At 72.3% G+C, this 14,672-nt stretch carries 8 protein-coding genes and 1 pseudogene; 2 read left to right on the top strand and 7 right to left on the bottom strand.

The genetic code is table 11. The features are described from left to right. The first annotated feature begins 25 nt into the window (after positions 1–25). Together ACFWXQ_RS30485 and ACFWXQ_RS30480 are read left to right on the top strand one after the other, a co-directional pair. Positions 26–817: a carbon-nitrogen hydrolase family protein gene (locus ACFWXQ_RS30485; RefSeq protein WP_383941773.1), complete on the top strand. Its 792-nt coding sequence runs from the start codon at positions 26–28 to the stop codon at positions 815–817. Between the two features lie 19 nt (positions 818–836). Further along, on the top strand, positions 837–1,175 hold the full coding sequence (locus tag ACFWXQ_RS30480) for a cupin domain-containing protein (protein WP_383941776.1): 339 nt from the start codon (positions 837–839) through the stop codon (positions 1,173–1,175). Positions 1,176–1,207: 32 nt separating this feature from the next. Here ACFWXQ_RS30480 and ACFWXQ_RS30475 read toward each other — a convergent pair whose 3' ends face one another. From ACFWXQ_RS30475 to ACFWXQ_RS30445, 7 genes and pseudogenes are all read right to left on the bottom strand, one after another. Beyond that, positions 1,208–1,834 carry a GntR family transcriptional regulator gene (locus ACFWXQ_RS30475; protein ID WP_383941809.1) on the bottom strand — a complete coding sequence of 209 codons (627 nt, stop codon included), beginning with the start codon at positions 1,832–1,834 and terminating at the stop codon, positions 1,208–1,210. A 148-nt stretch (positions 1,835–1,982) separates the two neighbouring features. Then, a complete protein-coding gene (locus ACFWXQ_RS30470; RefSeq protein ID WP_383941779.1) occupies positions 1,983–3,626 on the bottom strand; it encodes a serine/threonine-protein kinase in 1,644 nt (547 codons plus the stop codon). 157 nt (positions 3,627–3,783) lie between these two features. Then, positions 3,784–5,031: pseudogene (locus ACFWXQ_RS30465) on the bottom strand (serine/threonine-protein kinase); the annotation flags it as partial. A gap of 115 nt (positions 5,032–5,146) precedes the next feature. Continuing rightward, positions 5,147–6,952 (bottom strand): protein kinase, encoded by a 1,806-nt coding sequence (locus tag ACFWXQ_RS30460; RefSeq protein ID WP_383941811.1) that lies wholly within the window; start codon positions 6,950–6,952, stop codon positions 5,147–5,149. Positions 6,953–7,140: 188 nt separating this feature from the next. Next, a complete protein-coding gene (locus tag ACFWXQ_RS30455; RefSeq protein ID WP_383941781.1) occupies positions 7,141–9,981 on the bottom strand; it encodes a protein kinase in 2,841 nt (946 codons plus the stop codon). A gap of 154 nt (positions 9,982–10,135) precedes the next feature. Continuing rightward, positions 10,136–12,382, bottom strand: a complete 2,247-nt coding sequence (locus ACFWXQ_RS30450; protein ID WP_383941814.1) for a serine/threonine-protein kinase — start codon at positions 12,380–12,382, stop codon at positions 10,136–10,138. A 573-nt stretch (positions 12,383–12,955) separates the two neighbouring features. After that, positions 12,956–14,662, bottom strand: coding sequence for a glycerol-3-phosphate dehydrogenase/oxidase (locus ACFWXQ_RS30445; protein ID WP_383941784.1), 1,707 nt, complete (start codon positions 14,660–14,662; stop codon positions 12,956–12,958). Positions 14,663–14,672 lie beyond the last annotated feature (10 nt).

The following is a 14,672-nucleotide window of genomic DNA, read 5'->3' as shown; positions in this document are numbered from 1 at the left end:
CCGCCCCGGACAAGGAGGCACCGCAGTGCGGATCGCCATCGGCCAGCTCACCACCGGCCCCGACCCCGAGAAGAACCTGCGCCTCATCGAGGAGTGGACGCGTCGCGCCACGGACGCCGGAGCCCGCGTCGTCGTCTTCCCCGAGGCGTCGATGGCCTGCTTCGGTACGCCACTGGCCCCGCTCGCCCAGCCCCTCGACGGGCCGTGGGCCGACGGGGTCCGCGAGATCGCCCGGGCGACCGGCACGGTCGTCGTGGCCGGCATGTTCACCCCGGCCGACGAGGGACGGGTGGCCAACACCCTGCTGGCCACCGGCCCCGGCGTCGAGGAGTCGTACGACAAGATCCACCTGTACGACGCCTTCGGCTTCCGCGAGTCCGAGACCGTCGCCCCGGGCTCCCGCCCCGCCGTGATCGACGTGGACGGCGTCCGCCTGGGCGTGGCCACCTGCTACGACGTCCGCTTCCCCGAGCTGTTCCGGGCGCACGCCGACGCCGGGGCGGTGGGCACACTCCTTGCGGCTTCCTGGGGCGCCGGCCCCGGCAAGCTCGACCAGTGGGAGCTGCTGGTGCGGGCCCGCGCGCTGGACGCCACCGTCTGGGTCGCCGCCGTCGGCCAGGCCGATCCCGGCACCCCTCCGGGCCCCGCGCCGACCGGCATCGGACACAGCCTGGTGGTCGGCCCCGACGGGACCGTACGGGCCTCTCTCGGAGCCGAGCCGGAGCTGCTCGTGACGGAGCTGGACGTCGAGGAGGTCGGCGCGGTCCGCGAGAAGACGTCCGTACTGGCGAACCGGCGGCCGGAGGTGTGGCGATGAGCAGGACCGAGGTGTCGCGATGAGCGGGCCCGAGCTGGAGTTCCACCGGCCCGACGGGCCCTGGCGCGCCCCGGCAGGCGCCGGACCCGGCGTCGAGGAGTGCGTCCTGGCCGAGGCCCCCGAGAGCGGCCGGCGCACCGCCCTCGTCCGCTGGGCGCGGGGCACCGACACCTCGGCCGCGGGCGTGGCCCGGCACGACGTGTGGGAGGAGGTCTACCTCGTCGAGGGAGCGATGTACGACCTGACGCTGGAGCGCACGTTCACCGCGGGCATGTACGCCTGCCGTCCCCCGGGCATGCCGCACGGGCCCTGGACCTCGCCGGACGGCGTGACGATGCTCGTGATCACCTACCCCTGAGCGCGCCGGGCTCTCCAGCGCTCAGAGGAGTTTCAGCCGTCGAGCAGCACCTTGAGGGTCGACTCCAGGTGGTGGTCGATGGCCGCGCAGGCGGCCCGCGCGTCACCGGCGGCGAGGGCGTCCACGATGGCCTCGTGCTCGTCGAGCACGGCCTTCTGCCGTCCCTGCTGGTTGAAGACGGCGACCACCCCGGCGCGGACCTGGCGGCTGCGCAGGCCGTCGTAGTGCCGGTCCAGAAGGGTGTTGCCGACGGCCGAGACCAGGGACGCGTGGAACCGGTGGTCCACTGCGATGAACTCCCGGGTCTCCTCGGCGCCGGTGAGCGCGCGCTGCTGTTCCAGCAGGTCGCGCAGCTCCTCCAGGGGCACCCGCCCGGCCGCGACGAGCCGCTCGGCCGCGTACCGCTCGACGAGGCCGCGCAGCTCCATCAGCTCGCGCACCTCCCGCCCCGTCAGGGGTGCCACCCGGGCACCGCGCTTGGGCACGAGCTCGACCAGGTCCTCCGCGGCGAGCAGCAGCAGCGCCTCCCGGATGGGGGTGCGGGAGACACCGATACGATCGGCGAGCTCCTGCTCCGACACGAAGGCCCCCTGCATCTCGGGGTCCGTCAGCACCGTGTCCTTGAGATACGCGTAGGCCTTCTCCCGACCGGACGCCACGGCAACCCCCAGACATCGCATACAGTTTGTATACCGACGCTACCACGCGCGTTCCCGCACAACACCGGGCCGTGGGCCGTCACGAACTCGCCGTGGGAGCCGGCACGAACCGCCGCGGGAGCTTGCGCGTCCCGTCCGCGCGGCGGGTTCAGAGGGTGTCGATGTCCAGGTTCGCGATCGCAGTCTTCGCGACCTCGCGCCCGCGCTCGGTGAAGTCGCCCTCGCCCGGGTAGCCGATCATGAGCTTGTACATGTCGCCGGACTTGGTCTTGTAGTACAGGACCTGCATCTCGCGCGGAAGAGGGGCGTCGGTGTCCGTGGTCCGGTAGGTGATGGTGTTGAGGGCCGCTTTCCGGTCCTTGTACGTCGTCGGATCGGGGTTGCTCCTGGGAGCGGGCTCGGAGTCCATGTCCATGCCGTAGCTGCCGCTCTGACGGTAGCTCGCGTCGTCGTCGTACATCTCGGCCGCCGCCGACGCGGCGATGTCGCCGCTGGTGTCCTCGGCCCTCTTGGCCAGGGTGAGGCTGATCCAGAGGCTGCCGCTCAGGTCGGTGAACTGGACCCAGTGTTCGTCCTTGGCCGCGTCGGGCTTGGGCACGGTCTTCTGATAGCCGTCCGGTACGGCCATCGTCGCGCCCAGTGCCTTCAGGTCCCTCTTCTTCCAGGTGTCCGGCAGGGTCCCCGCGAACGGGTCCGCGACCACCAGGTACGCCGCCAGCGCGGCCGCGACGACGACGGCACCGATGCCGATCCACCCCTTGCGGCCGACCCTGATCGACCTGCCGCCGGGCTCCGCCATCCGTACGACCTGCGTGGGCGCGGGCTCGGGCGGACGTGCGGCCTGCTCCAGGAGCGTGCGCACCCGCGCGGCGTCCGGGCGGCGAGCCGGGTCCTTGTCGAGGAGGCCGTTGATGGCGTCGGCCAGCGGTCCCGTGGCCGCGTTGGGCGCGGCCGGCGTGGCGTTGAGGACGGACTGGAGCGTCGCGGGCGTGTTGTTGCGGCGGAACGGCGACACGCCCTCCGTGGCCGCGTACAGGACCACGCCGAGGGACCAGAGGTCCGAGGCCGGACCCGGGCGCTGGCCCACCACCCGCTCCGGCGCGATGAATTCGGGCGAGCCGACGAAACCGCCGGTGTCGGTCAGGTTCGTCTCGCCCTCGATCTGGGCGATGCCGAAGTCGGTGAGGACGACCCGGCCGCCCGTGCCCAGCATGACGTTGTCGGGCTTGACGTCGCGGTGCAGGATGCCCGCCGCGTGCGCGGACTCCAGCGCACCGAGCACCTCAAGGCCGATTCTCGCCGCCTCGCGCGCCCCGATCGTGCCCTCCTGCAGGGCGTCACCGAGCGAACGTCCCCGTACGAGCTCCATGACGATCCACGGCTGGCCGTCCACGACCGCGACATCGTGGACGTTCACGACGGCCGGGTGGTCGAGCCGGGCGGCGGCGCGCGCCTCGCGGCGCATCCGCTCGAAGACGTTGGCCCGTTCGCGCTCGGGAAGGTGGTCCGGTACGCGCGGCTCCTTGACGGCGACCTCCCGGTCCACCGTCTCGTCCTTCGCCCGCCACACCGTGCCCATCCCGCCGTGACCGAGTTTGCCGAGCAGCCGGTAGCGGCCCGCGATCAGCCGACCGGTGCCGGGCTCCTGCGGCGCCTGCTGTTCGGGCACGACCTGGGTGGGCGCGGCGTACGGGTTCCCGGGGTGCGGCACGGCGACGGGCGGCCGCGGCGGTTGCAGGCCGAAACTCGTTGGTTCGTCGGGTCCGTAAGGGGCTCCCCCGTTGTTGCTCATGGGTCCATCCCTATCGCGGCAAGCGCTTCGGGAGCCACCCTGGGCGCTTTCCAGTCACAGACCCGTGACGCACGGCGTCGCTTATGTTCCTTTTACGCGGCGGCACGACTCACGTGCCCGAGGGGGCGCCGCCGCCGGATCCCGGGCGGGTCACCGTGCCGGTGGGCTCGGGGCTCGGGGGCGCAGGGCTCGTGGTGGCCGGGCCGGTGGTGGCCGGGCTCGTGGCCGGACCCGGGGGCGCGCTCGCCGCCGGGCCGGTCGTCGACGTCGTTGTCGCGGTGGTCGTCGCAGTGGTCGTCACCCGGGACGAGGGCACGGAACTCGTCGGCGACAGGGGCCCGTTGCCTCCGTCGCCGTCCATCAGCAGCGCGGCCGCCGACACGCCCGCCACGGCCATCGCGGCGACGAGCGCCACCGCGATCAGCACGTTCCGCGTGGCGGAGCGCGAGGAGGCGACGGACCTCATCGGCGATGTCACGGGCGAGTCCGGTGGAGGCGACGGCACGTGCGGTGGCTGCGGCGGCCTCGGCGCGTCCCGCAGGGTCGGTCTGTAGCCGGGCGGCACCTGCGGCATACGTCCCGTGTCGAGAAACGCCCGCAGCAGCCGCTCCGCCTCGACGGCGTCGAGCCTGCGCTCGGGATCGCGCTCAAGGAGACCCCGTACGACGGGAAGCAGGGGCGCGGCGGCCGCGGGCGGGTGTATCTCGTCGATCACGACCGCGTGCAGGATCCCGCCCAACGAGTCGCGGTGGAAGGGCGATTCGCCGCTCAGGGCGGTGCAGAGCAGCGCGCCGAGCGACCACAGGTCGGACTCGGGCCCGGTCCTGACGCCGGACATCCGCTCGGGCGCGGTGTATTCGGGCGAGCCCACGAACGACCCGTTCTCGGTGAGCGTCGTCGACCCCGCGACCTGGGCGATCCCGAAGTCGGTGAGGACGACACGGCCCTCCCCGGTGAGGAGGACGTTCGCGGGCTTCAGGTCCCGGTGCAGCACACCCGCGCCATGCGCCTTGCGCAGCGCGCCCAGCAGGTCGATCCCCATCCGGGCCGCCTCGGCCGCCTCCACGGGCCCGCTCCGGGAGATCCGCTCGGCGAGCGAGCCGCCCTCGATCAACTCCATGACGATGCAGGGGCGTTCGTCCTGCTCCACGACATCGTGCACGACGATGATGTGCGGGTCCCGCAACTGGGCGATCGCACGCGCCTCACGCAGGGTCCGCTCGCGCTGCAGCCGGGACTCCTCCGCCGAGAGCGAGGTGTCGAGGACGAGTTCCTTGACCGCGACCTGCCGGCCGAGCAACAGGTCCGTGGCCCGCCATACGACGCCCATACCGCCCCGGCCGACTCTGGCCTCCAGCCGGTAACGGCCCGCGATGACACGGACGTTGTCCCCCTCGGTCACCATGCGCCCCATCATGCCGCACCGGACGGAGGCCCTCCGGGATGCCCGGGCGCGGGTGGCCGACAAGCGACGTACGCGGTCACGTGCCGGGCCGGCCGCACTTACGGGGCGTACGGGGTCACTGGGCGCCCGGGGGCCGCCAGCTGCGCAGGATCGTGTCGAACTGTTCCTTCGCGGTGTCCCAGTCCGCCGCCGGCGCGGACATGTAGATCACGTACTCGACGCCGTCACGGCTGAGATACGCCTGCTCGCTGGCCCGGCGCGGGCCGGGGAACTCGGTGTCCTTCAACAGCGCGGTCCAGGTGAAGTCCCAGAGCGCGCCCGGGCGGTCGCGGAAGGTGTTCTCCTCCAGACTGACCCGCCGGTAGTCCCGCAGCCGCCCCAACTGCTCCTCCAGGTCGAGCAGATGCGTGTACGGGGTGTCGAAGTCCGGGGAGTCGTCGACGGCGATGCGGACGAAGTGCTCGCCGTTGTCGGGCGTGTAGTCGACCTGGGTGTTCTCGACCTGGCGCTTCCAGCCCTTGGGCAGGACAAGGCTGAAACCCTGGGGGTCGTCTACGCGCTCCCAGCCGTCCGGCACACCGCCGGTGCCGGTGTCCGGGGTCTGGTTCCCGTTCCCGTCGTCCGTCGCACCTCCCGAGGAGGACGGGGTGGAGGAGGACGGATCGGGTGAGGACGTCGACTTGCTGCCGCTGCCCCACCCTTCCGCGTACAGCAACGCCGCCACGCCTCCGCCGCCCACGAGCGCGGCCAGAATGACGACGAGGACGAGCGTGCTGACCTTGCGCCGCTGCCTCCCGGCGACGGCCGGCTGGTTCAGGGTGGCGACGGCCGGGTCGGGCGCGGGGCGGCCGTTGCTGCCGTAGGTGTCGTGCCCGCCGTGACTGCCGTGGCTGCCGTAGGCGTCATGGCCGCCGGGAACGCCAGGGGCTCCCTGGGTCCCGTGCGCACCCTGCGGGCCGCCGTACGTGCCCTGTGGGCCGTAGGCGGCATGGGCCGGCCCGTACGTGCCCTGGGGCACGGGTGACTCGGGAGACCGAGGGGACTCGACGGACTCGGGTGAGGCGGCCACATGTTCCGTCGGCACATAGGCCTGCGCCGAACTGGGTGCGCGCCCCTCCGCGGCCTCGGCGAGCATCTGCTCGGCCTCCTCCGGACCGGGCCGCTCGGCGGGATCCTTGCGCAGCAGCGCGGCGATGACCGGCGCGAGCGGACCGGCGTGCGTCAGCTCCTCGGGCTCCTCGCCGACCACGGCCTGCATGGTGGTCAGCGGGGTCGTCCGCCGGAACGGAGACCTCCCCTCGACCGCCGTGTAGAGCGTCGCGCCGAGCGCCCACAGATCGGAGGAAGGACCCGGATCATGGCCGCGTACACGCTCCGGCGCCAGATAGTCGACCGAGCCGACGATCTCCCCGGTGCGCGTGATCGTCGTGTCGCCCTCGACCTGCGCGATCCCGAAGTCGGTGAGCAGGACGCGCCGGTCGTTGGAGAGCAGTACGTTGCCGGGCTTGACGTCGCGGTGCAGTACGCCCGCGGCGTGCGCGGCCCGCAGCGCGCGCAGCACCCACAGCCCGACCCGGGCCGCCTCCCGGGGCTCGACGCGCCCGGACTCCTTGACCGCGTCGGCGAGCGAGTGGCCCTCGACCAGCTCCATCACGATCCACGGTCGGCCGTCGTGCTCCAGCACGTCGTGCACGGTGACGACGGCCGAGTGGTTGATCCGCGCGGCCGCGCGCGCCTCGGCCCGGGTCCGGGCGAGGAGCACGGGCCGGTCGTTGTCCGCCACATAGAGCGCGGCCGTCAACTCCTTGATGGCGACGGCCCGGTGCAGCACCTCGTCGTGCGCACGCCACACCCGGCCCATGCCGCCACTGCCGATGGAGTCGACGAGCCGGTAGCGCCCCGACAGCAGCAGGCCCTGCATCTGATTCACGTTTCCCCGCAATGCTCTTGACAGGGTCAGACTAAGGACCGGCCCCCGCCCAGGGAACCGGCGGGGCCCTACGGAGACAGCACTGTGACGGTTCGCCCCAGCGTGAACAGACGGTTACCGCCCGGCAATCGGACGCCGACCAGTGGTCCGGCAGATCTCAGCCGGTGGCCCGAAAGTCCTCAGCCGGTGGCCTGATAGGTCGCCGACGCCTGCTCGTAGAGCCGCGTCACCTCGTCCCGCTCGGCCTCCGGACCGAGCACCTGCACCACGTGGTACCGCCCGTCGACGATGATCGCGAGATTGCGTACGAAGACCTCGCGCCCCTGGGAGTCCTGCCAGGTGAACTGGCCCTCGGCCATGGTCCGTCCGCCCACCTCGATGCGCCGCATCCCGCTGGACGTGGCCCACGTCGAGTCGCGGAACGGCTGCAACTCGCGCTCGTCCTCACGCTGGTACGCCATCGGATCGGTGCCGTACTCACTGGTCGTGTCGCGGCCGGGCACGATCAGCAGCTCGAAGCCGCCCTGGGAGTAGACGATCTGGCCGCGGCCGTTCTTCCCCGTACGATCCCAGCCGTTGGCGACCGCGACGCGGAAACCCTCGGAGTCCTTGCGCAGGGTGAAGCCCTGCGCGACCTCGGGTCCGCCGGTCTGGGGGCTGGAACTCGACGGCTGCGTCGGGCTGTTCTCCTTGCTCGGCGACTTCTCGTCCTGCGGATCCGTGCCCGCGTTCCCGTCCGTGCCGGTGTCCGTGTCGGCCGAGTGCCCCGGGGCCGGACTGACGACGTCCCCCGCGGACCCCGTCCGCTCACCTGCGTTGTCGGACTTGGGCATGAAGGCCACGGCATACGCGACGGCCGCCGCCATGGCCAGCAGTATCAGCAGGAGCAGCGTGCGGCCGAGCCGGCGGGGCTTGGCCTCCCGCTTGGACCGCTTGTGGCGGCCGTGCGGGCTGGTGTCGGGCAGCCCGGCGCGGCGCCTTCGGACGAGCTCGCCCCGGCGGCGCACGACAGGCAGCCGCTTGGGATCCACGGGCGGCGCCGCCACCACATACGTCCCGGCCTCCGGCTCGGGCGCCGACCGCACCAGCGAACGCAGCCAGCCGCGCAGCTCCTCGAAGTCCAGCCGCTCGGTGGGGTCCTGGCGGAGCAACGACTCCACGACCGGCCGGAGCGGCCCGCACTCCTCGGCGAACGCGGGCGGCTCGGCGCACACCAGCTGCACCAGCTCGGCGGTGTTCTCCTCGGGGTAGGGCGCGTGCCCCTGAACGGCCCGGAAGAGCAGCGCCCCCAACGCCCACAGGTCCGTCGCGGGCCCGATCGGCGCCGCCAACTGCCAGTTCTCGTGCACGGGCCCGGCCTGCTCGGGCGCCCAGCGCTCGGTGACCGGTCCGACCACAGCCATCCGCGCCTGCCGCGCCCGCTCGGCCGCCAGCGCGGTGGCGGGGCCCCGATGGGCGACGGGTGCGGTCTCGGCGGTCAGCCGGCTCCACTGGGTGGGGGCTTCGGTGGTGGTTCCGGTGGTGGTGTGGGCGGGGTCTGCGGTGTGGGCAGGATCCGTTCCGTAGGCGGAGTTCGTGCCGTAAGCAGGGTCCGAGCTGTAGGCAGGGTCGAGGGTGCCGGCGAAGTGGCCGGCGATGCCGTTGCTGTTCCCGGTGTGGGACACGCCGTTGCCGTTCCCGGGGTATCCGGTGCCGTCACCGTGGCCCGGTACGCCGCCGCCATTGCCCCCACTGCCGCCGTTGCCGCTGCTTCCGGCGCCGGGCCCGGGCAGCGCGGGAGGCTGGTTCTGTCCGCTCCCGCCCAGTTCGGGCGCACCATGACGCGGCGCCGCGCCGTGCCAGGAACCGGACCGCCCCACCCCGTACGGGTCGGCGATCTGCCCCGGCGGCGAGGTGTGCTCCACTCCGAGCCCGGAGGTCTGTCCGATCTCGGCCTCGGCCTCGCCTTCGGCGGGCCGGGGCCGCGGCGCGGGCAACGCCGCGTTCCGGCCGCCGCGCTGCTCCTCCTGCACCCGGGCCGCTGCCCGCGCGCCCGCGCGGTAGGCCGCGATGGCCCCGGCGCGCGCGGCCCGCACATCACCGCCGGCGTCCAGCGCCCGCTGCCCCGCGGCCGACGCCTGTGCCCGAGGGACGGGCGACAGCCCTCCGCCGCCTCCGGGCACGGCCTCGACGGCGGCACGACCGCCACCGGCAGCCCGCGCACCGGGCACACCACCGGAACCGCCCTGCTGGGACTGCCCATGCTGACCAGGCTGCCCGTGCTGACCGACTCGGTCGTGCGGCCCGGACGAGCCTGCGGGACCAGGCGGACCGGCCGGACTTGTCTGCCCTGCTGGCCCTGTCTGCCCTGCCTGCCCTGGCGGACCGCCCGCCGTTCCGGAACTGCCCGCCCCGCCCTCACCGTCGGCGGTCGGCACCGGGTCGTACCCGCACAGCGCCTCCTCCGCGGCCCCCGCGGCAAGCCCCGTGAGCATCACGCGCCCGTCGTCGCAGACGAGCACCGTGCGCGCGGTGATGTTCCGGTGCACCCAGCCGTGGCCGTGCAGCACCCGCAGCGCGGTCAGCACGTCGGAGGCCACCTCGGCGGCCCGGTACGGACTCAGCGGCCGCTCCGCGAGCAGCGCCGCCAGTGGCCGCGCGGCCACCATCTCACTCACTATCCACAACGACCCGCCCTCGGCGAACACGTCGAAGACCTGGTCGAGCCGCGGGTGGTCGGGGATCTGGGCCGCGGCCTGCGCGGCCTCGATCGCACGCCGCACCGCCGGTTCGGTGGGCCGCCGTGTGGTCCGCGCGGACGGCCGCCGCACTCCGGCGTCCCGGGCCACGAACCCGTCGGGCAGCCCGTCCGCGTCGAGCACCTCCGCCTCGACGATCTCGGGCAACGGCACCTGCCGGACCAGGACTTCCTGCCCGCTGTACGTGTCGAAGGCCCGGGTCTCGGCGAGTTCGTACTCGTCCGACGGTGGCAGCGGCAGACGGTAACGGTCGGCGAGTACCCGTCCCGCATAGTCGTCCACGATGCCTCCCCCGGCCGCCCGGTTGGTCAATTCCGTTCGCCATGCGTCCCGTTGTGGCTGCAGATGTGGCTGCGTACGGTCCGCAACCCCTCACGATACGTGCCGGAGGCAACCCACAGTGAGGAGATACGAGATCTCAGGAATCTCGTGCCCCTCAGGACTTCGGTTCGAACGACTTCGTAAGCGTCAGCCACGTATTTTTACGAAGCTCGGTGTCCCATTTCGAGCCCTTCGCGGTGTACATGAGCCCATATCCGAGGCTGTCATCGACTACGAACCCTCGGTCTATCGACCGGTACTGCGTCCCGCCGTCCTCGTAGGTGAACTCCCAGTCGGCCGTGTTCCAGCCGCGGTAGTCCACCTTCTCTATTCGGATGCGCTTGTACTGCGACCGCTGCATGAACTGCTCTTGGTTCTTCCAGTCCGCCACCGGGTCGCTCTTGGGCGTCGTGGTCCACCCGACCAGCAGCTTCTGCCCGTCAGGACCGGCGAACCGGGACCCGGCCGCACTCGTGGACTCGTACTTCCACCCCTTGGGCAGCCCGATCGAGAACCCCTGCCCGCTCTTGTACGTCTGAGCGACGCCGTCTCCCGAACCGCTGCCGGAGTCGTCGTTCGAACCGCTTGTCCCACTCGTAGCGGTGGCACTTGGCGAACCGCCGGTGTTCGCGCCCCCGCCGGCGGAGTCGGTCTTCTCTCCGCTGTCCTTTTCCGTACCGCTGTTCTCGTCCTGTTTGGTGTCGCTGCCCGCACTCGCCCCGCTGGACGCCGACTTGTCGTCGCCGCCCTTGTTCTCCTTGGTCCCGGAGTCGTCGCCGCCACTGAGCGTGACGGCGAGGATCGTGCCCAGCACGGCCAGCACGACGACCACGGCGGCGATCACCAACGCCCGCCGGGGCACCACATCGGTGAGCGACGCCCTCGGCGCCACGGTCCGCGGATGCGTCTCCCCCGCACCACCCGAACCCCCGCCCACCGAACTGAAGTTCACCTCGGAGGCAGCAGAATTCCGCCCCTTGGCCGAACCGGCCGCACCCACGGAGGCAGAGCGAGAAACAGCCTCAGCGGCCGAGCCAGAAGCAGCCGCTGCGGCAGCGGGGGAAGAGGAGGGCGAAGCGGGGGCGGAGGGAGAGGGGGACGGGGAGGGGGAGGGGGAGGCCGCAGGAGCGGCCGAGGTCGAGGCTGAGGCTGAGGCTGAGGTCGAGTTCGGGTTCGAGGCCTTGGCGGCCTTGCCGTCCGGCCCCTCCGACTTCTCCGGCGCCGTCGGTGCCCCGGCGCCTGCGGCTTTCCCGGCACCGGCCTTCTCCGCACCGGCCTTCCCGGCTCCGGCCACCGCGGCAGCACCCGCCGCCGCAGCCGCAGCCCCCTTGCCCTTCCGCACGGAACGCAGCGCCCCGCGGAGCCGCTCCACCGGCTCCTCGCCCTTCTTGCTCCCGCCCGCGGCCTTGCCGCCCGAACTCTTCTTCTTGGCAGGGGCGTCCACCGGAAGCTCGGGCAACGGCACGACCTTCGTCGCGTCCGCCGGCTCCGGCTCGTCCTCCTTGGGCTCGGGCGCGTGGATCACCTCGGCGAGCATCACCCGGGCCCCGGCGTCGTCGAGCCGCTGCTCGGGGTCCTTGACAAGCAGGCCGTAGATGACCTTCTCCAGCGGCCCCGCGTTCTTCGGCTGCTCCATCGGCTCCGTCATCACCGCGGTGAGCGTCGCGATGGCGGACCCCTTGTCGTACGGCGGCACGCCTTCCACCGACGCGTACAGCAGCCCACCGAGCGACCACAGGTCGGCCGCGGGGCCGGGCTTGTGCCCCCGGGCGCGCTCGGGCGAGATGTACGAGGGCGCGCCGACGAGCATGCCGGTCGAGGTGATGGACGGGTCGCCCTCCACCTGTGCGATTCCGAAGTCGGTGAGCACGACCCGGCCGTCCTCGGCGATGAGCACGTTCGACGGCTTCACGTCGCGGTGCAGGATGCCCTCGCGGTGCGCCGAGCGCAGCACGTCGAGGATGGCCAGCCCGACCTCGGCCGCACGCTTCGGCGTGAGCAGCCCGTCCTCACGGATGACCTCGGCGAGCGACTTGCCCTCGACGAGCTCCATCACGATCCACGGCCGGTTGTCCTCGTCGATCACGTCGAAGACCGTCACCGCGCCGTTGTTCCGGATCCGCGCGATGGCCTTGGCCTCGCGGAAGGTCCGGGTGATCAGCCGCCGCTTCTCGTCCTCGTCGATCCGCGCCGGCAACCGCAGTTCCTTGACCGCGACCGTCCGGCCCAGCGTCTCGTCCTTGGCCCGCCACACGGTGCCCATGCCGCCGCGGCCGAGGACTCCTCCCAGCCGGTATCGCCCGGCGAGAAGACGATCGCTCTCGTCCTGCCGGGATGCTCCCGTGCGCTCCGCCTCCGACATGCGTCCCCTCATGCAACCCGCCCTGACAGAGCCTCCATTGTCACCCACCCGACCACCGTCCGACGCCCCGGGTGCCCCCTCGCGGAAGCATTCCTTCCCCGCGCCGCCCCTCACCTGCCCCGCCCGTCACCCGGCCGAGCCCGTCCCTCATGGTGAGCGGCGACAAGGGAAGACCTCGTGCCACCCCTGAGGACGCTACTGACCCTTCCTGTGCGCCTGCCCCTCCTCGCTGCGTGCCTGCCCCTCCTCGTCCTGACCTCGACCGCCGCCCCGGCCGACGCGGCAGCTCTAGCGACGCGATCCGCCCCGCCCCGCCCCGCCAACGCCAACGCCAACCATCGCGTCGCCACCTTCCTTCCGCGTGAACACGGATGCGGTCGCAGACCCCGGCCTCGAACCGGCCCCGCTCGCCGCCGAGTTCTGCCCCCGCACCCCGTAGAACGACCGGGTTCCGAGCAAAGATCCCAGCTCAGGACACTCGTTCGGGTGATACCCGGGAACCGTCCGCTCGGGTTCCCGGGCCGCCACCACCGCCGGAACTCGGCGCACTCGCGGCTTCCACCACCCCGCCGCCTACAACGGCACGATCTCCGGCGCCCCCAGCCGAGCCGCGTCCGCCGTCAGGTCGTCCGGCTGCCGCTGCGACTCCCGCTCCGCCTCGACCCGCTTCTCGTAGTGCTCGACCTCGCGCTCGATCTGGTCCTTGTCCCAGCCCAGCACCGGCGCCATGAGCTCCGCGGCCTCCCGCGCGCTGCGCGTACCCCGGTCGAAGGTCTCGATCGAGATGCGGGTCCGCCGGGTCAGCACGTCGTCGAGGTGCCGGGCCCCCTCGTGCGAGGCGGCGTAGACGATCTCGGCGCGCAGATAGTCCTCTGCGGCGGGCAGCGGTTCGCCCAGCGAGGCGTCCGCGGCGATGAGGTCGAGCAGCTCCTCCGCGAGCGATCCGTACCGGTTCAGGAGGTGCTCCACGCGCACCACATGGAGTCCGGTCCGCGCGGCGGTCCGCGCTCGCGCGTTCCACAGCGCCCGGTACCCCTCGGCGCCGATCAGCGGGATGTCCTCGGTGACGCACTCCGCGACCCGCTGGTCGAGCCCGTGCACCGCCTCGTCCACCGCGTCCTTGGCCATCACCCGGTACGTCGTGTACTTGCCGCCCGCCACGACCACGAGCCCCGGCACCGGATGCGCCACGGTGTGCTCGCGCGACAGCTTGCTCGTGGCGTCCGACTCGCCGGCGAGCAGCGGCCTCAGCCCCGCGTACACCCCCTCCACGTCATCACGGGTCAGGGGCACCGAGAGCACCGAGTTCACATGCTCCAGCAGGTAGTCGATGTCCGCGCTGGATGCCGCCGGATGGGCCTTGTCGAGGTCCCAGTCGGTGTCCGTCGTCCCGATGATCCAGTGCCTGCCCCAGGGGATCACGAACAGCACGGACTTCTCCGTACGCAGGATCAGCCCGGTCGTCGAGGTGATCCGGTCCTTCGGTACGACCAGATGGATGCCCTTGGACGCCCGGACGTGGAACTGACCCCTCTCGCCCACCATCGCCTGGGTGTCGTCCGTCCATACGCCGGTGGCGTTGACGACCTGCTTGGCGCGGATCTCGTACTCCCCGCCCCCTTCGCCGTCCTGCACCTTGGCGCCGACGACGCGTTCGCCCTCGCGCAGGAAGCCGGTCACGCGCGCGCGGTTGGCGACCTTCGCTCCGTACGCCGCCGCCGTGCGCACCAGGGTCGCCACATAACGGGCGTCGTCCATCTGCGCGTCGTAGTACTGCAGCGCCCCGACCAGCGCGTCCTTTTTCAGGGCGGGGGCGACGCGCAGCGCGTGACGGCGTGACAGGTGACGGTGCATCGGCAGTCCGCGGCCGTGGCCGCGCGCCATCGACATCGCGTCGTAGAGCGCGACGCCCGAACCCGCGTACAGCCTCTCCCAGCCCTTGTGCTGCAAGGGGTACAGGAACGGGACGGGCTTCACGAGGTGCGGCGCGAGCCGCTCCAGCAACAGGCCGCGCTCCTTCAGCGCCTCGCGCACGAGCGGGAAGTCGAGCATCTCCAGATAGCGCAGGCCTCCGTGGATCAGCTTGCTCGACCGGCTCGACGTGCCCGACGCCCAGTCACGCGCCTCGACCAGGCCGGTGGACAGACCGCGGGTCACGGCGTCCAGTGCCGTGCCCGCACCGACCACGCCTGCTCCCACGACCAGCACATCCAGTTCGTGCTCGGCCATTCCCGCGAGTGACTCGGCGCGCTCCGCCGGTCCCAGTGTCGCTGTCCGCACAGTTGCCTCC

It is taken from the genome of Streptomyces sp. NPDC058697 (genome assembly GCF_042715345.1).
Taxonomy (GTDB): Bacteria; Actinomycetota; Actinomycetes; order Streptomycetales; family Streptomycetaceae; genus Streptomyces; species Streptomyces liliifuscus.
The sequence above is the reverse complement of the archived record's forward strand: the minus strand, read 5'-3'. Positions and strand labels throughout refer to the sequence as shown.

What these genes read in the sequence shown, in the direction of transcription:
- ACFWXQ_RS30480 (WP_383941776.1), top strand. Translation starts at nt 837, where the DNA reads ATGAGCGGGCCCGAGCTGGAGTTCCACCGGCCCGACGGGCCCTGGCGC.
- ACFWXQ_RS30470 (WP_383941779.1), bottom strand. Translation starts at nt 3,626, where the DNA reads ATGAGCAACAACGGGGGAGCCCCTTACGGACCCGACGAACCAACGAGT.
- ACFWXQ_RS30460 (WP_383941811.1), bottom strand. Translation starts at nt 6,952, where the DNA reads ATGCAGGGCCTGCTGCTGTCGGGGCGCTACCGGCTCGTCGACTCCATC.
- ACFWXQ_RS30450 (WP_383941814.1), bottom strand. Translation starts at nt 12,382, where the DNA reads ATGTCGGAGGCGGAGCGCACGGGAGCATCCCGGCAGGACGAGAGCGAT.